The organism is Pseudomonas sp. NFACC32-1 (assembly GCF_900101215.1).
Taxonomy (GTDB): domain Bacteria; phylum Pseudomonadota; class Gammaproteobacteria; order Pseudomonadales; family Pseudomonadaceae; genus Aquipseudomonas.
This window is the reverse complement of the sequence record NZ_FMUL01000010.1, coordinates 68,884-90,554: the sequence shown is the minus strand read 5'-3', so window position 1 is coordinate 90,554 and position 21,671 is coordinate 68,884. Positions and strand designations below refer to the sequence as shown.

Below are 21,671 nucleotides of genomic sequence, written 5' to 3'. Positions count from 1 at the left end.
GGGGTGGGATGCCGTTGCGCGGGGTACGCGATAACGGCGCCCGGGCCAATCCCTACTGCGTGCCAAACATGGCCGTCCAGTAGATTCCCGCATCACTTTTCGGATCGGTGGCGTACCCGGCGCCCAGCTCGCGGTATTGCGGGTTCATCAGGTTGGCGCAGTGTCCTGGGCTCGCCAGCCAGCCGTCCACCACCTTGAGGGCGGTGTCCTGTCCGGCAGCAATGTTCTCGCCGATCAGCTGGCCGAGATAGCCGGCCAGTTCGGCGCGGTCGCCGGGCATGCGGCCGTCTCGGTCCTTGTGGTCGAAGAAGTTGTTGTTGGCCATGGCTCGGGCGTGGCTCACGCCAGCGAGGGCCAGGGTGGCGTTCCACGACAGCGGTGTGGTGGCCGAGAAGGCTTGCGTGCCACAGCGGCGCGGCTGTGCGCGGGCACTATTGATCAGCTTCAGCAGTTTCTGGCCTTCGGCCTGCCAGTCGCCCAGGCGCGCCGACAGCAGCGGGCGCGCCAGTACGATGCGCCATTCGCGGTCCATGCGGCTGACCCCGATGTCGACGAACTGCGGGTCGAGCACTACCTGGCAGAAACTCTCCTGCACGGCTTTCATCGCCGCTTGGGCATCCCGCGGGCCCGACAGGCTGATGGCCTGCACGTTGACCATCGGATAGGCCGCCCGCGCCAGCGCTTGCTGCAGATCGCCAATGCCATTGGCCGACAGGATCAGTCGCGAATCCATCGCCAGCGGCGGCAACTCCAGCGAGGCCTGGCCGGCGCAGCTCTGGGATTGGCTGCGGTAGAGATTGATGGACTCGACCAGTTGCGTTTCTTCGGTGGCACCGGCACCGGCGGCGAAGGCCAGGCCCAGCGACAGCACCACAAGACGCATGGCGGATGAAATGGCACGCATGTAAATCTCCCTTGAGCGGACGGCGCCTATGATGCGCAATTTTTGCCCCGCTGGGGCAACGGTTTCACGCTCTGTTGAAGTCCCTGGCACGATACCGTCCGGCACCGCTTGGGACACTCCTCATCGTATGGGATCGATTTTGTGCCAAATAAGTCCATTTCCGTGGTTTTTAGCCAGCCAATCATAAAGGATTCGACTGCAGCGGCGGCTGTTGAAAGCGCCCTGGGACGCCGACCTTCGACAAATCCCCCTGAATCTGCGTTCATGCTGGCTGTCAAAGTCGTGAGCCGCCCATGAAAGCGGCTCGCCCATCGAACAGAAGCCGGACCATGGAAGAAAGAACCTACGAACTGCTGGAAGTCGCCAATGGCAAGCCCGTCAAGCTCTGGACCCAGGGCGTGCCGGTTCAAGCCGAGGCCCGCCAGCAACTGATAAACACGGCGAAGATGCCCTTCATCTTCAAGCACCTGGCGGTGATGCCCGACGTGCACCTGGGCAAGGGCTCCACCATAGGCAGCGTGATTCCCACCGTGGGTGCGATCATTCCTGCCGCGGTCGGGGTGGACATCGGTTGCGGCATGATCGCCGCCCGTACCTCGCTGACCGCGACCGATCTGCCGGACAACCTCCATGGCCTGCGCAGCGCCATCGAGAAAGCCGTGCCCCACGGGCGTACGGTCAGTCACGGCGGGCGGGACAAAGGCGCCTGGAACAGCATTCCCCCACAGGCCGACCAGGCCTGGGGCGCGCTGGCCGAGCGGTTCAAGGCGATTACCGACAAGTACCCGAAGCTGGCCCGGAGCAACAATCGCCAGCACCTTGGCACCCTGGGCAGTGGCAATCATTTCATCGAGGTATGCCTGGACGAAGCCAACCGGGTCTGGTTCATGCTGCACAGCGGCTCGCGCGGCGTGGGCAACGCCATCGGTACCTTGTTCATCCAATTGGCCCAGGCCGACATGCGCCAACACCTCGCCAACCTGCCGGACCGCGACCTGGCCTATTTCGAGGAGGGCAGTCGGCATTTCGACGATTATGTGCAAGCGGTGGACTGGGCCCAGGATTTCGCCCGGCAGAATCGCGCGCTGATGATGGACGCGGTGATACGCGCCACCCGCCAGGTCATCACCAAGCCGTTCGAGGTGGCGCTCGAAGCGGTCAATTGTCATCACAATTACGTGCAGAAGGAACGCCATTTCGGGCGCGACGTCCTGGTCACTCGCAAGGGCGCGGTGTCGGCGCACAAGGGCGAGCTGGGGATCATTCCAGGTTCGATGGGGGCCAAGAGCTTTATCGTCCGGGGGCTGGGCAACGAGCAATCGTTCTGCTCCTGCAGCCATGGCGCGGGCCGGGTCATGAGCCGCACCCAGGCGAAAAAACGCTTCAGCGTCGAAGACCAGGTTCGCGCCACCGCTCATGTGGAGTGCCGCAAGGATGAGGCGGTGATCGATGAGATCCCCATGGCGTACAAGGATATCGATCAGGTCATGCACGCCCAGCGTGAGCTGGTCGAGGTCGTGCACACCTTGCATCAGGTGGTGTGTGTCAAAGGTTGAGGAAGCCCGTCATGTTGAATGTGGTTGAAAGGCAAGCCAGCGCCGCCTTGCGCCAGCGGATGGAAAAGGCCGGCTGCGCCTTCGATTTCCTGGTGCTCGCTCCCGAACCGGGTGAGGCGGTCACCCCAGCGCTCCACCGCGAGGCGGTGGACCTGCTGTTCCGGTCCATCATGAACCTGTGGCTGGAGCGCCATCGCCAGTTGATCCTTGATCCTCGGTTTGCCGGCGCCACGCCTCCCGATATGCGCTGGGATCTGGACAAGGCCAGGCCCAGGCCCCTGGACCGGCAAGAGATCGAGCAACTCCTGCATGCTGACAAGGCGGCGCACGACCCGCCGCCTTTTGCCTTGTACGAAGCATTTTGCGAGCCGCCCTACGGCACTCGCTTCGTCGACGACAGCCCACAGGCGCTGTTCAAGGACTGGCTCGATGTGCTCGGGCTCGAGGAGGGGGCCGAGGTGCTGACCTGGGTCGACAACTTCAACCTCGACTGGCTGGCCAGCGACGAGCCCGATCCGGCACGTGATCCCTGGAGCAATTACTTCGAAGATGGGCTGGAGTGGTGGGGCGTGTGGTGCCTCAGTATCTGGAATCCCCGGCGCCGCACGCTGAGCGTGCTGGCGGCCAGCACCACGGATTGACTCCATCGGCCCTCGTCCTGCCTCCTTGTCAGCGCGCGGCTTGCACCTCACCTGCCGACACCGCGCGGGTCATCACACCGATGGCCGCCAGGGCGGCGATCACCAATCCGGGGGACGTCGCCAACAGGACGCCGGTCGTTCCTGCGCCGGCCGCCAGGATCTGCCCGGCGGCCAAGGGGCCTGCCACCGAGCCCAGGCGCCCGATGGCCACCGCCGCCCCGACGCCTGTCGCCCGCACGGCGGTGGGGTAGGAGGGCGGCGCCAACGCATAGAGCACCAGTTGCGCCGCCATCACGAACAGTCCGGCGGCGAATCCGGCGATGGTCATCGGCACGATGCCGACTGAAAAACCCACTCCGGCCAGTGCGCTCAACAAGCCGGCATAGACGAACAGCACCACCTTGATGCCGTTGCAGCGGTCCAGCAACCAACCGCCGAGCAACGACCCGAGGGTTCCGCCAATGTTGAACAGCATCTGCACCAGGCCGGCCTGGGGCTTGCTGAAACCTTGTTCCAGCAGCAACGAAGGCAGCCAGTTGAGCAACATGTACATCACCGTCAGGGTGAAGAAGTAACTCATCCAGAGGGACAGGGTGGTCCGGCTGCGACCCTCACCGAACAGCGCCTGGCCAGTGGAGCCGCGAGTTTGCGGGCCAGCAGCCCGTGCCTGGCGAAAGGCACTGGATTCCGGCAGCCACAGCAGCATCAATGGCACCACCAGCAGCGGCGCCAGGCCGCCGATGAAAAACGTCATCTGCCAATGTTCGCCCGACAGCATGGCGACCACCGCCGCCAGCGCTCCTCCCAGCGGAACGCCTGCGTACATCACGCTGATGGCGGTGCCGCGTCGCTGTTCGCCCACCGCCTCGGCACACAGGGCAATGAGGTTGGGCAGGGCGGCGCCAAGGCCCAGGCCTGTCATGAAGCGCACCAGCAGCAGGCTGGATACGTTTTCGACATGGGCTGTGCCGAGGGAAAAGACCCCGAACAGCAGCACAGCACCCACCAGGATTTTCTTGCGGCCGATGTGATCGGCGATCCAGCCGCCGAAGAAGGCGCCTGGCAGCAGCCCGATGATGCCGGCGCTGAATACCCAGCCCATCATTTTCGGGTCCAGGGCAAACGTCTGTCGCAGACCGGCGGCAGCGGTGCCGGCCGATTGCAGGTCGAAACCTTCGATCAACGCAACGATGAAACACAAGGCAATGGTCAGCGTTGCACGACGCGCCGGATGGTTCATGACAAGTCCTCTTATTGTTTTTGTCGGGGGCCGGTGATGGAGTCGGCGAGGCAGCGGGATTTAGATTAACAAAGCTAACTAAAAAATGAATGGCCTGAAGAAACGGGCTGGAAATCGATATTTTTTCCGTTAAATCATGGCCTTGAGGGAAAAAGGCACTAAAACGGCCAAACAAGTTAATGATATTAATGTTCGATTATCGGTCATTCTGGATTGACGAGAATGCCGAGGGGTTTCCATTCTCTTGTCCGGCATCCCTTCCAGCCGGAGGGGTGCGAACAAAACAACAACAATAATGGACGTCGAACATGCCCAATCTTGCCCGGGGCGCTTGTGTAGCGGCCCCTGTCACACGTTTCGCTCATCTGCTGGCCTGTTTCGGGCTGAGCCTGTCTTCGGTCACCGCGTCAGCCCAAGGATTGATCGACGACAGCCATGGCACCCTGACACTGCGCAATTACTACATGGATCGCGACTACAAGGATGACGGCGCCAAGACCGCCGCCAGGGAGTGGGCCCAAGGGGTGATCATGAACGTGGAGTCGGGATTCACCCCCGGCACGGTGGGGTTCGGCCTGGATGCCCGGGGATTGATGGGCATCAAGCTGGACTCCTCGCCGGACCGCAGCGGTACCGAGCTGTTGCCGGTGTCCAGTGGCGACAGGCGGGCACCGGATGAGTATTCGCGCCTGGCCCTGACCGGCAAGCTGCGTTTCGGCCAGACCACGGTGAAGACAGGCGATGTGTCGATCTTCCTGCCGTTTGCGTTCGCCAGCCCGTCGCGGCTGCTGCCACAGACCTTCCGAGGAACGACGCTCAGTTCCAAGGACATCGACGGTTTGACACTCAATACTGGCTATATCGATCGCATCAACCGGCGCGATTCCACCGACTACCAGGCAATGAGCATCGCGTCCCCCAACCGGCGCTTCAATGGCGCGGCCACTTCCTCGCACCTGGTTTACGCCGGGGGGGACTACCAGGTCGACAAGGCGCTCAGCCTGCGGGTCTATCACGCCGAAGTGGCGGACCTGTACCGGCAGGAGACCCTGGCGCTATTGCATAAGCTGCCCCTTGGCGACGGCGTACTGACCACCGACCTGCGCAGCTTCTTCAGTGGCGAAGACGGCGCCGCCAAGGCCGGGAAGGTGGATAACCGCAACGTCTCGGCTCTGTTCGGCTACCGCTGGGGCGGGCACAGCGTCAGCCTGGGTTATATGCATGCCAGTGGTGATACCGCCACGCCTTATGTGTCCGGCACCGAGTTGATGGGCCTGAGTGAAATGACCATGAGCTCGGATTTCCTCAACGCCCGTGAACGCACCTGGCAAGCGATCCATGATTATGATTTTGCCGCAGTAGGCGTGCCGGGCCTTCGGACCCGATTGCGCTACGTGCGCGGCGATCACATCGAGCTGGCCGCCTACAATGCCGAGGATCGCAAGGAGCGGGAATTGCAGATGGAGTTGGGTTATGTGATCCAGAGTGGCCCGCTGAAAAACGTCGGGCTGCTGGCGCGCAAGTCCATCTATCGCAATGATTTTCCCGCGGCTGCGGCGTTTCGCGACGAGAACCAGACCCGCTTTCTGGTGACCTACAGCGTGCCGATCTGGTAGGGCTCCAGGCCACTGTGGCGAGACCGTTCAGCCTCTCGCCACAGTGCGTTCTTCATGACTGGTAGACCTTCTTCAGCAACCGCAGCAGTTCTTCGCGCTCCGTGCCCGAGAGGGCCGCCGTGGAGTCCAGGTCGCTCTGGGCGGCGATCTGCTTGAGTTCCTTGAGCAGGTTTTCGCCGGTCTTGCTCAGGAAGATCCCATAGGAGCGCTTGTCCGGCTTGCAGCGTACCCGCACGGCCAGCGCCCGGCTTTCCAGCTTGTTCAGCAGCGGCACCACCTGTGGTGGTTCGATGGCCAGGGCCCGGGCCAGGTCGGCCTGCATCAGGCCCGGATTCTGATCGATGATCGCCAGCGCCGAGAACTGGGCAGGCCGCAGATCGTGAACGGCGAGCCGGCCGATCAGGTTCTGGAACAGTTTCAACTGAGCGCGGCGCAGGGCGTAACCGATCAGCTCGTCCAGCGCGGAGTCCAGCGGCGCCTGCACGGCAGCGACATCGGTCACGGCCTCGGCGGCTTCGGCAAGTTTTGCAGACTTGGCCATTGAAAAGAGCGTCCTCAAGGTGAGTGATTAACAAGGCTATCCAGTTTGCCGGGGTTAGGCGGCCCTGGCTACGGTGGATTACAGATTTGTTGATCCGGCCTGCAGCGATCCTGAGAACGGCACACTGATAAATTGATTAATGGTTAATTGACATAACTAAATTGGCGGTTTAGTTTCAGCTCATCTTCAGCCCAGAACAAGAGAGCACGTGTCATGAGCAACTACGAAGGTCGCTGGACAACCGTCAAGGTCGAGATCGAGGAGGGCATCGCCTGGGTCACTCTCAATCGCCCGGAAAAACGCAACGCCATGAGCCCGACCCTCAACCGCGAGATGGTCGACGTGTTGGAAACCCTGGAGCAGGACCCGGCCGCCGGTGTACTGGTACTGACCGGCGCCGGGGACTCCTGGACCGCGGGCATGGACCTCAAGGAATACTTCCGCGAAGTGGACGCCGGTCCGGAGATCCTCCAGGAAAAAATCCGCCGCGAGGCGTCCCAATGGCAGTGGAAGCTGCTGCGCATGTACGCCAAGCCCACCATCGCCATGGTCAATGGCTGGTGCTTTGGCGGCGGTTTCAGCCCGTTGGTGGCCTGCGACCTGGCGATCTGCGCCGATGAAGCTACCTTCGGCCTTTCGGAAATCAACTGGGGCATCCCGCCTGGCAACCTGGTCAGCAAGGCCATGGCCGATACCGTCGGGCATCGCCAATCGCTGTACTACATCATGACCGGCAAGACTTTCGGCGGGCAGAAAGCCGCCGAAATGGGCCTGGTCAACGAAAGCGTGCCCCTGGCGCAACTGCGGGAAGTCACCGTGGAGCTGGCGCGCAACCTGCTGGAGAAAAACCCGGTGGTGCTGCGAGCGGCCAAGCATGGCTTCAAGCGCTGCCGCGAGCTGACCTGGGAGCAGAACGAAGACTACCTGTACGCCAAGCTCGACCAGTCGCGCCTGCTGGACAAGGAGGGCGGCCGGGAGCAGGGCATGAAGCAGTTCCTGGACGACAAGAGCATCAAGCCGGGCCTGCAGGCTTACAAGCGCTGAACGAGCAGGGCCCGGCGGCTGTTCGCCGAGGGCCCTCGACGCTACTGTGAACGTATTCCCGATAAAGACAATAAAGAGGAATCACCATGCTGGACGTGCCCCTGCTGATCGGCGGCCAGTCGTGCCCCGCCCGTGACGGTCGGACTTTCGAACGTTGCAACCCGGTCACCGGCCAAGTGGTGTCGCGCGTGGCCGCCGCTACCCTGGAAGACGCCGACGCCGCAGTGGCTGCCGCGCACGCTGCGTTTCCGGGCTGGGCGGCGTTGTCGCCCAATGAGCGACGCACCCGACTGTTGCGCGCGGCCGAACAGTTGCAGGCCCGCAGCGCCGAGTTCATCGCCGCTGCCGGCGAAACCGGAGCCATGGCCAACTGGTACGGTTTCAATGTGCACCTGGCGGCCAATATGCTGCGCGAAGCCGCTTCCATGACCACGCAGATCAATGGCGAAGTCATCCCCTCGGACGTGCCCGGCAGTTTTGCCATGGCCTTGCGTCAACCCTGTGGCGTGGTGCTGGGCATCGCACCGTGGAACGCGCCGGTGATCCTCGCCACCCGCGCTATCGCCATGCCCCTGGCCTGTGGCAACACCGTGGTGCTCAAGGCCTCGGAAGTCAGCCCGGCGGTGCACCGGCTGATCGGCCAGGTGCTGCAGGACGCCGGCCTGGGGGACGGTGTGGTCAACGTCATCTGCAACGCACCGGCCGATGCGCCGGCCATTGTCGAGCGGCTGATTGCCAACCCGGCGGTACGTCGCGTCAATTTCACTGGCTCGACCCACGTCGGGCGTATCGTCGGCGAGCTGTCGGCACGTCATCTCAAGCCGGCGTTGCTGGAACTGGGAGGCAAGGCCCCGTTCCTGGTGCTGGACGATGCCGACCTGGACGCCGCGGTGGAAGCGGCAGCCTTTGGTGCGTATTTCAACCAGGGCCAGATCTGCATGTCCACCGAGCGGCTGATCGTCGATGCGAGCGTGGCCGAGGCTTTCATCAGCCGATTGACGGCCAAGATCGCTACGTTGCGTGCCGGCGATCCCGCGGCCGACGGCTCGGTGCTGGGTTCCCTGGTGGACGCCAGTGCCGGCCAGCGCATCAAGGGCCTGATCGACGATGCCCTGGCCAAAGGCGCGAGGCTGCTGGCGGGCGGGCAATTGGACGGCAGCATCCTGCAACCGACCCTGCTCGATGACGTCACCGCTGACATGCGCCTGTACCGTGAAGAGTCCTTCGGTCCGGTGGCGGTGGTATTGCGCGGCGAGGGCGATGAAGCATTGCTGCGCCTGGCCAATGACTCCGAGTTCGGCCTGTCGGCGGCGATCTTCAGCCGCGACACCAGCCGGGCGCTGGCCCTGGCCCAACGCATCGAGTCCGGCATCTGCCATATCAACGGACCGACTGTGCACGACGAGGCGCAGATGCCTTTCGGTGGGGTCAAGTCCAGCGGCTACGGCAGCTTTGGTGCCAAGGCCTCCATCGAGCACTTCACCCAGTTGCGCTGGGTGACGCTGCAGAACGGACCTCGGCATTACCCGATCTGAAATCCGTTGCGTCGCCGGCGGACAGGCTTGAAGACCTCCGCCGCGACGCAGGCCAATAATAATGACAAGGCCGCAGCCAGACGCTGCCACGCTCCGCTCGCTCAGCGCGACCCGAGCGTGCCTTGGTGGAGGAAATGCACGTGAGTTCCGAGTCCAGATCGTCCTCCCGACCCGACGCCGGGCGTTATCGCCAGGTGTCGATCGGTCATCCCGCCGTCGAGGTCAGCGAGGCGCAGGGCATCCTGCACATGCGCTCCCTGGAGGCCCTGGAGCCCTTGCCGGCGCGCCTGCTCGACCGCCTGGTGCATTGGGCCCGGGTCCGTCCGCAACAGACGTTCATCGCAGCCCGCGTGGCCGGTGGTGACTGGCGTCGAGTCAGCTATGCCGAGATGCTCGACAGCGTCAGGGCCATCGCCCAAGGCCTGTTGGGCTACGGCTTGTCCGCCGAGAGACCGTTGGTGTTGCTATCGGGCAACGACATCGAGCATCTGCAGATGGCCTTCGGGGCCATGTATGCCGGTATTCCCTATTGCCCGGTGTCACCGGCTTATTCATTGCTGTCCCAGGATTTCGCCAAGCTGCGGCACGTCTGCGACCTGTTGCAGCCGGGCCTGGTATACGTCAGCGACGCGGCGCCTTTCGAACGCGCGATCAATGCAGTGTTACCCGCCGGCGTTCCCTTGATTACCGCGCGTGGAGAAATCCCCGGGCGCGCCCGGACTCGTTTCGCCAGCCTGCTGGCGCAACCCGGTGGTGTCGAGGCCGAGCGCGCCTTTGCCGCCACCGGGCCCGACAGCATCGCCAAGTTTCTCTTTACCTCCGGTTCGACCAAGCTGCCCAAGGCAGTGATCACCACTCAGCGTATGCTCTGCGCCAATCAGCAGATGCTGTTGCAGACGTTCCCGGTGTTCGGCGAGGAGCCGCCGGTGCTGGTGGATTGGTTACCCTGGAACCATACCTTCGGCGGCAGTCACAACGTCGGCATCGTGCTGTACAACGGCGGTACGTTTTACCTGGACGACGGCAAGCCCACCGCCCAGGGCTTCGCCGAGACCTTGCGCAATCTCAAGGAAATCTCCCCGACCGCCTACCTGACCGTGCCCAAGGGCTGGGAAGAGCTGGTCAGCGCCCTGGAGCAGGACGGCGAGTTGCGTGAGCGTTTCTTCGACCGCATCAGCCTGTTCTTCTTTGCAGCGGCGGGATTGTCCCAAAGCACCTGGGACCGGCTCGACAAGGTGGCCGAGCAGCATTGCGGCGAACGGATCCGCATGATGGCGGGGCTGGGCATGACCGAGGCGTCGCCGTCCTGCACCTTCACCACCGGGCCGCTGTCCGTGGCCGGCTACATCGGCCTGCCGGCACCGGGTTGCGAGGTACGGCTGGTACCGGTGGACGGCAAGTTCGAAGGGCGTTTTCGCGGGCCGCACATCATGCCGGGCTACTGGCGCTCGCCGCAGCAGACCGCCGAGGTGTTCGACGAGGACGGCTTCTATTGCTCGGGAGATGCCATCAAGCTGGCCGATCCCGGCAACCCGCAGTTGGGGCTGATGTTCGATGGGCGCATCGCCGAGGACTTCAAGCTGTCTTCCGGGGTCTTCGTCAGTGTGGGGCCGTTGCGTAACCGCGCGGTCCTGGAAGGGACGCCGTACGTCCAGGACCTGGTGGTGACCGCGCCGGATCGCGAGTGCCTGGGGGCGCTGGTCTTCCCGCGGTTGCCCGAATGCCGGCGCCTGTCGGGCCTGGGCTCGGCCGCCAGCGATGCCCAGGTGCTTGCCAGCGCACCGGTGCGCCAATGGTTCGCCGACTGGCTGCAGCGCTTGAATCGCCAGGCCAGCGGCAACGCCAGCCGCGTGGAATGGATCGCATTGCTCGATGAGCCGGCCTCCATCGACCGCGGCGAGATCACCGACAAGGGGTCGCTCAATCAGCGGGCGGTATTGCAGTGGCGAGCGGCGAAGGTCGAGGCGCTGTATCGCGGCGAGGACCCTGCGATCCTGCGGGCATGAGGCTATGCCCGTACCTGGAGGAACGGGCTGGCTCGCGAAGGTGGACATCTCCAATGTCCCTGTAGAGGGATCTTCAATGGGCCTTCGGTCCAGGTGTTTTTCCGATCCAGTTCAGTCCCGCCGTGACACACTGTCCCGGGCCTTCTACTATGGCGGCTGTCTGATTGCCTGGAAGTCCCTGGATGAGTAAGCCCGGCCAAACGGTGCTGATTGCGTTGCGCAAGATGATCGCTTCTGGCGAGTTGGCGGCCGGTGAACGGTTGATGGAGATCCCTACTGCGCAACTGTTCGGTGTCTCGCGAATGCCGGTGCGCATGGCGTTCCGGACCCTGGAGCAGGAAGGGCTGCTGGTGCGTTTTGGCGGGCGGGGCTTCCAGGTGCGCTCGGTCAGCGCCCAGGACATTGCCGGGGCCGTGGAAGTGCGTGGTGTGCTGGAGGGACTGGCCGCGCGGCAGACGGCCGAGCGGGGGTTGAGTGACGAGGACCGTGCCACCCTGGAGCAATGCCTGGCCCAAGGCGACGCGTTGTTCGCCAAGGGCTATGTGACCGAGGAGGACCTGGAGGTCTATCACGATCTCAACATGCGCTTTCACCGGGTTATCGTCGAAGGCAGTCACAACCCGGCGATTGCCCATGCGCTGGCGCGCAACGACCACTTGCCGTTCGCCTCAGTCACCGCCCTGGCGGTAGACCGACAGAACATGGCTGGCGAGTATCGGCGCTTCAACTATGCCCACATGCAGCACCATTCGGTGTTCGACGCCTTGATCCATGGCCAGGGGGCCCGGGCCGAGGCCATCATGCGCGAACATGCCAATGCCACTTTGCGTTACGCCGAAGTGTTCGGCTCGTCCTCGGCGGATGAGCGGATGACGGTGATACTGCGTCCTGAATAAAGCAGCCCCTGGGGTCTTGCACCGGGCGACAAGCCGACCGAGGCGGCGCATCCAGCCGCCTCGTCGACTGATGGGACGCCATTGCGAGCAGGCTCGCTTCCACAGGGGCGCGGGGTTGTCCGGCAGGTCAGAGATCCAGCACCAGCAAGGGAGTCTTCGAGCGGGAGCAGCAGGGGGTGAACTGATCGTTGCAGGCTTGCTCCGCCTCGGTCAGGAACATGTCCCGGTGTTCCGGCACGCCTTCCAGTACACGGGTCAGGCAGGTGCCGCAGACGCCCTGTTCGCAGGAGATCGGAATCTCGATGCCATGGCTTTCCAGCACTTGAACCACACTGCGGTCCGCCGGAATGTCGAACACCTGACCGCTGCTGGCCAGCTTCACCGCAAAGCTGCCGTCATCGCCGGTGTCGACAGGCGTCGCGGCAAAGTATTCTCGGTGCAAGCAGGGTTCCTGCCAACCCTGGGCTTTTGCCGTGTCCAGCACATGTTGCATGAAGCCGCCGGGGCCACACACATAAAGGTGCAGATCATCGTCGGGCATCGCCAGCACCTGGGCGGCCTGCAGCGCCGTTTCGGGCGCTTCGTCGAAGTGCAGGAACACCCGATCGGCATACGCCGATCGCCGCAGACGCTCGACAAAGGCCGCCCGATCCAGGGACCGGGCGCAATAGTGCAGTTGGAAGTCCGCACCGTCCTGGGCAAGGTGTTCGGCCATGCACAGGATCGGTGTAATGCCGATGCCGCCGGCAAACAGCAGATGACGGCGGGCTTGGCTCGAGAGGGGGAACAGGTTGCGTGGTTCGCTGATGGTCAACCGCGTACCCGGCTGAACCTGCTCGTGCAGGCCGCGGGAGCCGCCGCGTGACGCCGGGTCCTTGAGCACGCCGATGAGGTAGCGGTGCCGCTCCTCGGGATGATTGCACAGCGAGTATTGGCGAACGAGGCCGTCGGGCAAGTGCACATCGATATGGGCACCGGCAGTGAACGCCGGCAGTGGCTGGCCATCGACACGCCTGAGCTCATAGCTGCAGATGTCCAGGGCTTCTTCGCGCCGTGCGGCGACCAGGACTTCGATCATGACCGGCCCTCCGCGAGCTGGGGTTGGGCAGTGCTGGCGATCAGTCCGGCCCGGGCCTCACGCTCTCGGGCAATCCAGCGCTCCAACACCCGGCGCGACTGTACGCCGCCAGCGTCGATATTGAGCTTGAGCAGGTTGCGTTGCGGGTGGTCCAGCAGGTTGCGTTGCTGGCGTTCGAGCATTTCCAGGTCTTCGCTGAAGATCTTGCCCTGGCCTTCGCGAATGCTCGCCGTCAGCGCCTCGTCCTGCGGCTGGAAATGCCGGGCCATGCCCCAGAAATACCAGATGGAGGTCTCGGTTTCCGGTGTGATGAAATCCACGACGATGCTGGACGCCTTGAACTGGGGCGCCGCGTGGTAACCGCCGTGACCGGCATGGGCGACGCCGACTTCGATCATGACGTGGCTGGGGGGCGTGAAGCGGCAGATCTGCCAGCGGTCCACCGGCACGTCGTCGGCCAGGTTGTTGCCGCGCAGGGCCATGCGCCAGAACGGCGGGGCCATGATGTTCTCCATATGCCGGGCGGTGATGACCTCGTCGCCCTCGACCGTGGTGACCGGGGGCGCTTCGTCGATCTCCTTCTGGCCGATGCTGGATGCGTGCACGTAGGTTTCGTGGGTCAGGTCCATGAGGTTGTCGATCATCAGGCGATAGTCGCACTGGATGTGGAACAGGCCGCCGCCATAGGCCCATTCAGCGTTCTGCGCCCATTCCAGTGGGTGTATCGATGCCGGGTCGGCCAGCGCCTGGTCACCGGGCCAGACCCAGATGAACCCGTGGCGCTCCTGCACTGCGAAAGTCTTGTTGCAGGGGAAGCCACGTACTCGCTGGCCGGGCATCTCGACGGTCCTGCCATCGCCTCCCATCATCAGCCCGTGGTAGCCGCACACCAGGTTGCCATTCTCCACGTAGCCCAGGGAGAGCGGGGCGCCGCGGTGTGGGCAGAAGTCTTCGACGGCGGCGACCTTGCCTGCCTGTCCTCGGTAAAAAACCATTTTCTCGCCACAGATCTGACGACCCAGTGGTTTGTCGGCGATTTCATCGGGGGTGCACGCAACGTACCAGGCATTCTTGGGGTACATGATGGATCTCCAGGCTGATTTTGTTATTCTGTGGATCCATTAACTCTCTTAACTAGTTTTTCTGTCAAATGATTATTGAGTGAGTGGCGATAATTTTCTGATCAATGGATCCATTAGCGGGGAGGGATCCTGAATCGAACCTGTGGGCGGCAATGGGTTGGCTCCAATGTCCTCACAGGACATACTTTGATGCGGACCCTTGCGTTGCCATCGGAGTGTTTCATGAAGATCAAAGCTGTACTGACCGAGCAAGACGTTGCGCAGTTGCTGGTTGCCGCCAAGGAGCTGGCTCACCAGCGCCAGTGGGCAGTGTCGGTTTGCGTAGTGGATGACGGCGGCCACCCCCTGGGGCTGTTGCGCCTGGACGAGGCTTCGGCGTTGTCGGCCTACATCGCCACCGAAAAAGCCCGCACCGCCGCCATGGGCCGGCGTGACAGCAAGTTCTACGAAGACATGATCAATGGCGGTCGCCAGGCTTTTCTCAGCGCACCGCACCTGCAGGGGATGCTCGAAGGCGGGGTGACCATCCGCCATGACGGACAGTGCATCGGCGCCATTGGCGTGTCCGGGGTCAAGGCCGAGCAGGACGCCGAGCTGGCGCGCCTGGCGGTGGAAACGGTGCTGCCGGCGCTTGCCCCGGATGCCTGATCGCTGCACAAATCTTCCAGACGCCGTCGCCCGTGGCGTTTAACCTGTTCCGGGCCAATACACACGACAGGGCCAGCCCATGACCTCGCGCAACTGGATCGATCTCAAGCAGGACGTCACGTCCGGTATCGAGACCGTGCGCGCGCATTTCGAGGGGCATGCGTACGATCCCCACTGGCATGACACGTACCTGGTGGGGGTGACCGAGCAGGGCGTGCAGCAGTTTCATTGCCGTCGCCAGCAGCACAACAGCACGCCGGGCAAGGTGTTCCTCCTCGAACCGGGGGAGCTGCACGACGGCAATGCACCCCACATCGACGGTTTCACCTATCGCACCCTGTACCTGGAGCCCCATTGGCTGGAGCGTGAATTGCGTTCGTTGTTCGACGTGGCGCCAGACAACGCGCAGCTGGGGTTCGCCACCACGCTGGCCGAGGACACCCGACTGGCCCATGCCACCGCCATGGCCTTCCAGAGCCTGCACCAGCAGGAAATCCGCATTGTTCGCCAGACCGCCCTCGACACCCTGCTGGCCGAACTCACCGGACATCTGCATTGGCGGGCACGGATCAACCCCGATCCACGGTTGCCGCTGGTGGCGCAACAGGCCCGCGACTACCTGCACGCCCACTTGAGTGAAGACATCGGCCTGGATGACCTGGCGCGGGTCACTGGCGTGGATCGTTTTCGCCTGACCCGTGCCTTCAAGGCGGCATTCGGCCTGGCGCCGCACGCCTATCTGATTCAACTGCGGCTGGCCCGTGCCCGGCGCCTGCTGGCCCGTGGCGACAGTGCCGTGGCGGTGGCGGCGTCGCTGGGGTTTGCCGACCAGAGCCACCTGGGCCGCTGGTTCCAGCGGGCCTATCGCATGAGCCCGGCGGACTACCGCAAGCGCTGCTCAAACGTTCCAGACTGAACATCGCGCCCTTGGGGATGATCGACTCACGATCATTCACCGAGACGTTGTCCCATGGACCAGTTGCTGCCGTTTGCCCTGTTCGCCTTCGTTGCCTCCATCACCCCGGGCCCCACCAATATCCTGGTGTTGAGCCATAGCTCGCGCTTCGGTCTTTCCAACACCGCGCCCATCATCCTGGGTGCCTGCGCCGCAGCGGCGCTGCTGGTGCTGCTGGTGGGCACCGGCCTGGGGGACGTGCTGGCGCGCCATGCCACCCTTCAGGCACTGCTGTCCTGGGCCGGCATCGCCTGGTTGAGCTGGATGGCCTGGCAGATTTTCAGCGCGCCGGCCCAGGCCATCGACCCCGACCGCCCGGTGGAAGGGCCTCGGCTTGGCCTGGCCGGGGCGGCTGCCTTGCAGTTGGTCAACCCGAAGACCTGGATAATGGCCCTGGCGGTGGTCAGCGTGTTCGCTGGCGCCGAGATCGATCGCACGACCCGGGTGCTGTGGTTGTCCCTGGCGTTCTTCGCGATCTCGATCCCATGCATGACCGTCTGGGCATTCCTGGGCCGCGGGGCCGCGAGATTCTGCCGCTCCGCTGTGGCGATGGGACGGTTCAACCGGGTCATGGCGCTGTTGTTGCTGGCGTCGACCTGGCTGACCTTGCTGGTGTGACGATGGACACGGACCCGCAACCCCTTGCAACGGTTGAACGGTTTCAATACCCGATCTTTTTCGCGAGGATCCTGGGTTCGTTGCATGTCGATATCCCAATCGCCCCCAAGGATGGAGGTCCACCATGTCTACCCTCGATACTCATGTCGAGTTTATCCAGGCCAGGCTGCCCGCCTGGCTGAAAAACGCTTCGCGGCCCCGGCAGGAACGCTTCAAGGTGCTGGTCCGGCAACTGCAGCGCGACAGCGATGCGCTCAATGCGCTACTGATCGACCTGCCGCCCCCCGAGATTTTCGCGCGCCACTTGCTCCAGGCCCAGCCGGAGGTGCGGGCGTGGCGGCCGGTCAATGGCAGCCGGCATGCTTCGGATGCGGTACGTCGGGCACGGGTCAGGCGCGGCCCCTACGTGACCGATCCGGCGCTGTCGGTGGTCGAGGCAGCCATGCGCAACTATCCGCCGGCGGACGCCCGCCCGGGCAGCGAGTTCGACAAGCACGGCCGTCTGTATATCCAGGGGCGGCGCGGCGAGTTCTCCCGCGACGGCATTGCGTCGGACACCACCGCGTTGCCCATCACGCCGGCCAGCTTCGCGAGCCTGTGCCGACGGGTGGATGTGGGGGGCGCATACCAGCGTTTGCTGGAACAGTGGCTGCCACGCATCGGCACCGGCATTCCAGCGGTCGCCCAGGCGTACATCGCCTATGCCCGCAGCCTGCTTGCCTACGACGCCTATGAGGCGAAGCTGGATGGTCGCCTCGATGAAACCGGCGAGCGCCTGCTGACCCATGCCGGTGTACGGCTGGAGGACACCGTCGTCGCCCTGGCCTGTGAGGTCAAGGCGTTGGAGGTGCTGTCCGCGCCACTGTTCGGTGCCCGGGTGTATTGGGGCCTGGAAAGGGACGCCAAGGGCAATCGGCCGGTGGTCTTGCACTTGCCCCACGATGAGGTCGCGCCCCTCAAGCAATTTCCCAGCATCCACGCCATGGCCAGAGAACTGACCGAACGGGTCCGCAAGCGCAGCTACCGCCAGGGCCTGATGCGGTACTTCCCGGTGCGGTTGCAGGCCAGTATTGGCGCAACCCTGCATGATCAGGTGGAGTGGGAAATCAAGGACAACCCCAACCTCTTCGAGGAGATCCATGCCCGTATCGTCGGCTGGCGCGACGGCGAGCCTGGGGAGGACCGGGACACGCGTCGCATTCGGGTGCCTGCGCCCCGCGTGGCCTGGAACGTCGGTCATCTGCGAGAAGACCACTGGCATGGCCGTTACCACGAATGGCGGGCCCACACCCTGGGCAACGCTTCGGCCCTGATGGTGCCGACCCGCGACCAGGACTGGCAGGCCTGGATGGCCCGGCTTGAATACTGGGAAAGCCTGGCCGAGCGCTCGCTGATGCTCGCGGCGAGCTTCATCCCGTTCTGTGCCCCGGTGGGGATGGCTGCGGCGGCGGTCGGCGGGGTCCGCCTGATCTATGAGGTATTCGAGGGTATCCAGGCTTTCAACGAAGGGCACGCCCAGGAGGGGATCGAACACATTTTCAATGTGCTGTTCGGAGTCGCCCAGGGCGCTTACCTGGGGTTCGTCGGCGGCGCGGTGGAACCCATGCCGGTGCGTGATGGCAGCACGCGGCTGTGGAATGGCGATGTCACGCCATATCGGGCGCGGCGCTTGCCGCCCGTGGAGGCCGAGCAGGACGCCTGGGGTGTCTGGCGTAACGAAGACGAAGCCTGGGTACAGGTCGACGGCCACTATTACGAAGTGCAGGGCACCGGCGATGTCCTGCACCTGCGTCTGCCTGCCGACCATCGGGGCGTGACGCCACTTCTGGAATGGAGCCGTAGTCGCGGCTGGCAATGGGCGCACCGCAATCCGTTGCAGCGGGGCAATCTCCAATTGCTGCGAAACTTTGCCGAAACCCCGGGTGAACTGGACGACGATACGGTCCTGACCGTACAGCGGCAGACTGGCATCAGCGAGGATCACCTGCGTTATCTGCAAGTGGGTGGGCAGCCGATGCCGGCCCTGCTTGCCGAGGCCCTGAACGAGGCCCGAAACTGGCAGTGGGTGCAGCATGCCATCGCACGTTTGCGTCGCGGCGAGGCGCCAGGGAATAACCTGCCTTATCAGATCGTCCACACGCTGGTGGACTTGCCAGGTTGGCCGGGCAAACTGGCGCTGCGCTATCGCGACGGCATGGGCGTTCACATCGCGGGCGAAGCGAGCGCGACGCGTCTACTGGATTTGAGCAACCTGGACCTGGAGCAGGACGCCTGGGCCGAGTGCATCCTGGTTGGCCTGAGCGTGGAGGAGCGGGACAGGTTGCTGGGACAAAGCTCCATCGGCCCGCGGCCGGCCGAGCTCAGCGACCTGTTGGCTGAACGCTGGGCCGATCATCTGGAGCGCCATGCCGGGCGGATAAGTTCGGCCATGGTCCCGGCCCCTGAGCTTGATCCATTGGCAGCCCCGGTGGGGCGGGCCTTTGCAAGCCTTTCGCGCGCCATGGCCAACGAACTTGCGCGTCAATCCCATGGCCAGGAACGGATGCGACTGCGGGAGGGGCGGGTGACGGGAAGCCTGGGCAAGCAGTGTGCGCAGGCCCAGAGCGAACTGCGCCTGACCCAGGCCCTGCGCGACCTGGAACGCGGTGAAAGCGGTGCTGACCGGGACCGGATCGTCATGGGGCTGCTGGGCGACATGCCTGAGTTGCAGGGCAAGCTTCACCTGAGCCTGGCGTCCGGGGAACTGGCACAGCCGCTTGTGATGGGCAGCGATGGGCCTCTGAAAGTGATCCGTCAGGAAAACGGACAATACTGGCCTTTCGATGAGGAGGGGGCCGAGCTGGCCGGAGCCTCGAGCCTGGAGCAAGCACTGCTCAGGGCAATGCCGGACGGGGCTCGCACGGCGCTGGGCTTGAATATCTGGGAGGCGGCACGGCTTCGCAGGAAACTGCTGGACCTTGCCCTTGAAGATCGCCAGGGCCTGCGCCCCTACCTGGCGCTCAAGCACCTCGACAGCGGCGCCTATCGGCCGCAATGGATGAACGGGGGGCTGGGATATCCCCTCAGCGGCCGTGGGCGTTTGCCATTGCTGCGCTGGCGCGCCAGCCTGGCGGCGCGTCTGGAGCAACTGTTTCCCTTTTACGCAGGCGAGGCCCTCGAAAGACTCCAGTGGAGCCTGACCGAACAGGCCGAACGCGAAGGCATCAGCCTGGACGACCTGGTCATCCGGCTAGGCACCGAGTGGGTCACGCTGGACACGGGATTACAGCAATGGGAGGGCTTCGAGGGCATCCATCATCCTGCCGAAAGTCAGTATGAACGGGCAGACGTGCTCTTTTCGCGCCGCGGCGTGGCGAATGAAATCCGGCGGGCGTGGCGGCGTGAGCCCGAGCCGGGCAGGGAAGACAGCGAGCTGATATTGCGCCTGTCCGGGTGGGACATCGGCCGGCTTCCTCCCATCAGCGTCCGTTTCGAACATATCGAGGAACTGACCCTGGCCCATATGAACCTGAATGAGGACCCTTCGGATTTCCTGCGGTTGTTCCCCAATCTCGATACCTTGCGCCTGCACGGCAATCAACTCACCGCGGTCCCCGTGGCCGTGGGCGAGTTCTCGTCCTTGATGGAGCTTTCGTTAGGGGCCAATCCCCTGGTCATGGACGCCAATGTCTTTGCCCCGCTTTTGGGCGAAGGGCGTGCAGTCAGCCTGCGGGAGCTGCACCTGTCGCAGATAGGCAGCGCAGGAGATGCCATGGCCAGCGCCAACCTGGTCGCAGCCATCGGCCGCCTGGCCGAGTTGCCCGCGCTGCGTGAGCTGGTATGGTCGGACAACCTGAGCTTCACCCTCGAAGAACTGCGGGCCATCACCGCGTTACCCGGTTTGCGAGGGCTGGACCTGGTGCGTTGTGGCCTGCGCCTGGATGAAGAGGGCAGCGCGTTCCTGCGTACCGCCAACGGCCTGCAAGACCTGCGCTTGAGTGGCAACAACTGCCGCGAACTGCCAGACCTGCCGGAACTCGCGTCCCTGACCGAGCTGGAACTGTCCAATGCCGGGCTCGATCGGGTGCCACCCCTGGCGCTCGCCGTACTCTCGAGGCCCTCGGCCGACCCGATTTTCGTCGACTTGAAAGGCAACCGTATCACCAACATCCAGGATGACCTGATCCCGACCCTTGCGAACATGCCGAGGGAAAACACCCTCGGTCTGTGGCTGGAAGACAATCCATTGCCCAGCGCGCAGATCCAGGCCCTGCGTGCCTTGGACGCCGAAGCTTTCCGTTATACCGCCGATGACTGGCTGAATATCTTTCCCGACCTTCAGCGCTCATTGGAAGCCGCCCGGGACGATGCTGGAGGGCGCCGGTTCATCGATTGGTTCTCCGGGGCCATCCGCGATGCCGATGCCGATGCGCCCGATGGGCTGTCGCTGGGCGATCGCCAGCGGGCGGCGGCCATCCTGCAGTTCTATATCGGCTCACCAGCGCTCTATGCCGATCTGGCCGCCCGGCTGCCGGACTTCGATCTGCAACTGGGGCAGTTGCGTACCCGCCTGCAAGCGCGGATTCTGGACAGGCAACAACCGGATGTCGCCGAACTGGAGCTGCACTTCCTGTCGTTCGAATCGATCCAGCGGGCTCGCCTCGAACACCAGGGCGTGCCTTTCGCCAGGTTCGTGAGTGATCACTACAGCTATTGGAACCAGGTATTGAGGGGCCGTTATCCGGACGATGCCCAGCGTTACGCAGCCATCACCCGGGAAGGGTTCATCGATTGGCTCAGCGACGCCCAGGACACCTTCAACAGCAACGACCAAGCACCTCGGGTAGGAGAGATGACCTGGCGTCCCTACCTGGGGTTGATGTCTCACGAATGGTCAGAAGGGTTGGCCATATGGGACCGGGTGGAGGAGGACCTGGTGGATGCTTTCAGCGAGCCGGTGGACCCGTCCCATTGGCCTCGGGTACTGCTGGATAATCTAGCCCGGCCGGAAGCTGGCCTGCCCAGCGCTCTCGAAGAGATACCCCAAGCCAACGGCACGGTCTGGCGACGCGTCGCGCTCGAAGGCGTCGCGGATGTGAACTGGGCGGCTGGCGAGCCGGTGATGCTCACCGAGGACCAGTTGCGCAGGACCATGGCGATCTATCGTTCGGTCAAGAGCCGGGAGATCGAAGTATTGGCACGCCGCCTGACCACTGATCTGGTCGATCCCTGGTGGCCATTGCGACCGCCATCGCCGCCCACGGCGAGCGTCTGATCGATCCTGTGGCGAAAGGGGGGCGAGCCCCTTCGCCGCAACGGCTTTGCGGGGCGG

General features: G+C 64.0%; 16 protein-coding genes. 11 read left to right on the top strand and 5 right to left on the bottom strand.

Going from position 1 to position 21,671, the window contains the following annotated elements; translation table 11 throughout:
- Positions 1-52: 52 nt before the first annotated feature.
- Positions 53-904: a CAP domain-containing protein gene (locus BLP99_RS16540; protein ID WP_092181043.1), complete on the bottom strand. Its 852-nt coding sequence runs from the start codon at positions 902-904 to the stop codon at positions 53-55.
- A 329-nt stretch (positions 905-1,233) separates the two neighbouring features.
- Between BLP99_RS16540 and BLP99_RS16535 the strand changes: the two genes are divergently transcribed.
- Positions 1,234-2,460, top strand: a complete 1,227-nt coding sequence (locus BLP99_RS16535) for an RtcB family protein (RefSeq protein WP_092181040.1) — start codon at positions 1,234-1,236, stop codon at positions 2,458-2,460.
- A gap of 11 nt (positions 2,461-2,471) precedes the next feature.
- Positions 2,472-3,101 (top strand): hypothetical protein, encoded by a 630-nt coding sequence (locus BLP99_RS16530; protein WP_072391502.1) that lies wholly within the window; start codon positions 2,472-2,474, stop codon positions 3,099-3,101.
- Between the two features lie 28 nt (positions 3,102-3,129).
- Here BLP99_RS16530 and mhpT read toward each other — a convergent pair whose 3' ends face one another.
- The gene (gene mhpT / locus BLP99_RS16525) at positions 3,130-4,341 is read right to left on the bottom strand and encodes a 3-(3-hydroxy-phenyl)propionate transporter MhpT (protein ID WP_092181037.1); all 1,212 of its coding nucleotides are present in this window, start codon (positions 4,339-4,341) and stop codon (positions 3,130-3,132) included.
- 308 nt (positions 4,342-4,649) lie between these two features.
- Here mhpT and BLP99_RS16520 point away from each other — a divergent pair, with 308 nt between their 5' ends.
- Positions 4,650-5,957, top strand: coding sequence for an OprD family porin (locus BLP99_RS16520; protein ID WP_072458794.1), 1,308 nt, complete (start codon positions 4,650-4,652; stop codon positions 5,955-5,957).
- Positions 5,958-6,009: 52 nt separating this feature from the next.
- On the opposite strand, the gene BLP99_RS16515 is transcribed toward BLP99_RS16520, so the two are convergent.
- Complete coding sequence (locus BLP99_RS16515; RefSeq protein WP_072391511.1) at positions 6,010-6,498, bottom strand: MarR family winged helix-turn-helix transcriptional regulator; 489 nt, start codon at positions 6,496-6,498, stop codon at positions 6,010-6,012.
- A gap of 213 nt (positions 6,499-6,711) precedes the next feature.
- Between BLP99_RS16515 and BLP99_RS16510 the strand changes: the two genes are divergently transcribed.
- The 4 genes from BLP99_RS16510 (at position 6,712) to BLP99_RS16495 (ending at position 11,979) form a co-directional block, all read left to right on the top strand.
- Positions 6,712-7,542 carry a p-hydroxycinnamoyl CoA hydratase/lyase gene (locus BLP99_RS16510; RefSeq protein WP_072391514.1) on the top strand — a complete coding sequence of 277 codons (831 nt, stop codon included), beginning with the start codon at positions 6,712-6,714 and terminating at the stop codon, positions 7,540-7,542.
- Positions 7,543-7,628: 86 nt separating this feature from the next.
- Positions 7,629-9,077, top strand: a complete 1,449-nt coding sequence (locus tag BLP99_RS16505) for an aldehyde dehydrogenase (RefSeq protein WP_072391517.1) — start codon at positions 7,629-7,631, stop codon at positions 9,075-9,077.
- 140 nt (positions 9,078-9,217) lie between these two features.
- On the top strand, positions 9,218-11,083 hold the full coding sequence (locus BLP99_RS16500; protein ID WP_072391985.1) for a feruloyl-CoA synthase: 1,866 nt from the start codon (positions 9,218-9,220) through the stop codon (positions 11,081-11,083).
- Positions 11,084-11,265: 182 nt separating this feature from the next.
- On the top strand, positions 11,266-11,979 hold the full coding sequence (locus BLP99_RS16495) for a GntR family transcriptional regulator (RefSeq protein ID WP_072391520.1): 714 nt from the start codon (positions 11,266-11,268) through the stop codon (positions 11,977-11,979).
- Between the two features lie 127 nt (positions 11,980-12,106).
- On the opposite strand, the gene BLP99_RS16490 is transcribed toward BLP99_RS16495, so the two are convergent.
- On the bottom strand, positions 12,107-13,057 hold the full coding sequence (locus BLP99_RS16490; protein WP_092181035.1) for a PDR/VanB family oxidoreductase: 951 nt from the start codon (positions 13,055-13,057) through the stop codon (positions 12,107-12,109).
- On the bottom strand, positions 13,054-14,139 hold the full coding sequence (locus BLP99_RS16485) for an aromatic ring-hydroxylating dioxygenase subunit alpha (RefSeq protein WP_072391526.1): 1,086 nt from the start codon (positions 14,137-14,139) through the stop codon (positions 13,054-13,056). The genes BLP99_RS16490 and BLP99_RS16485 overlap by 4 nt, the downstream gene beginning before the upstream one ends.
- Positions 14,140-14,361: 222 nt before the next feature.
- Here BLP99_RS16485 and BLP99_RS16480 point away from each other — a divergent pair, with 222 nt between their 5' ends.
- From BLP99_RS16480 to BLP99_RS16465, 4 genes are all read left to right on the top strand, one after another.
- The gene (locus tag BLP99_RS16480; protein WP_072391529.1) at positions 14,362-14,787 is read left to right on the top strand and encodes a GlcG/HbpS family heme-binding protein; all 426 of its coding nucleotides are present in this window, start codon (positions 14,362-14,364) and stop codon (positions 14,785-14,787) included.
- A gap of 79 nt (positions 14,788-14,866) precedes the next feature.
- Positions 14,867-15,703, top strand: coding sequence for an AraC family transcriptional regulator (locus tag BLP99_RS16475; RefSeq protein ID WP_072391532.1), 837 nt, complete (start codon positions 14,867-14,869; stop codon positions 15,701-15,703).
- Positions 15,704-15,757: 54 nt separating this feature from the next.
- Entirely contained in the window at positions 15,758-16,360 is a 603-nt protein-coding gene (locus BLP99_RS16470) for a LysE family translocator (RefSeq protein WP_092181033.1), read from the top strand.
- 124 nt (positions 16,361-16,484) lie between these two features.
- Complete coding sequence (locus BLP99_RS16465) at positions 16,485-21,614, top strand: leucine-rich repeat domain-containing protein (protein ID WP_092181031.1); 5,130 nt, start codon at positions 16,485-16,487, stop codon at positions 21,612-21,614.
- Positions 21,615-21,671: the final 57 nt, after the last annotated feature.

Coding starts and splice junctions, on each gene's coding strand:
- BLP99_RS16540 (WP_092181043.1), bottom strand. CDS start 904: ATGCGTGCCATTTCATCCGCCATGCGTCTTGTGGTGCTGTCGCTGGGC.
- BLP99_RS16480 (WP_072391529.1), top strand. CDS start 14,362: ATGAAGATCAAAGCTGTACTGACCGAGCAAGACGTTGCGCAGTTGCTG.
- BLP99_RS16515 (WP_072391511.1), bottom strand. CDS start 6,498: ATGGCCAAGTCTGCAAAACTTGCCGAAGCCGCCGAGGCCGTGACCGAT.
- BLP99_RS16490 (WP_092181035.1), bottom strand. CDS start 13,057: ATGATCGAAGTCCTGGTCGCCGCACGGCGCGAAGAAGCCCTGGACATC.
- BLP99_RS16495 (WP_072391520.1), top strand. CDS start 11,266: ATGAGTAAGCCCGGCCAAACGGTGCTGATTGCGTTGCGCAAGATGATC.
- BLP99_RS16530 (WP_072391502.1), top strand. CDS start 2,472: ATGTTGAATGTGGTTGAAAGGCAAGCCAGCGCCGCCTTGCGCCAGCGG.
- BLP99_RS16505 (WP_072391517.1), top strand. CDS start 7,629: ATGCTGGACGTGCCCCTGCTGATCGGCGGCCAGTCGTGCCCCGCCCGT.
- BLP99_RS16475 (WP_072391532.1), top strand. CDS start 14,867: ATGACCTCGCGCAACTGGATCGATCTCAAGCAGGACGTCACGTCCGGT.
- mhpT (WP_092181037.1), bottom strand. CDS start 4,341: ATGAACCATCCGGCGCGTCGTGCAACGCTGACCATTGCCTTGTGTTTC.
- BLP99_RS16535 (WP_092181040.1), top strand. CDS start 1,234: ATGGAAGAAAGAACCTACGAACTGCTGGAAGTCGCCAATGGCAAGCCC.
- BLP99_RS16485 (WP_072391526.1), bottom strand. CDS start 14,139: ATGTACCCCAAGAATGCCTGGTACGTTGCGTGCACCCCCGATGAAATC.
- BLP99_RS16510 (WP_072391514.1), top strand. CDS start 6,712: ATGAGCAACTACGAAGGTCGCTGGACAACCGTCAAGGTCGAGATCGAG.
- BLP99_RS16520 (WP_072458794.1), top strand. CDS start 4,650: ATGCCCAATCTTGCCCGGGGCGCTTGTGTAGCGGCCCCTGTCACACGT.
- BLP99_RS16470 (WP_092181033.1), top strand. CDS start 15,758: ATGGACCAGTTGCTGCCGTTTGCCCTGTTCGCCTTCGTTGCCTCCATC.
- BLP99_RS16465 (WP_092181031.1), top strand. CDS start 16,485: ATGTCTACCCTCGATACTCATGTCGAGTTTATCCAGGCCAGGCTGCCC.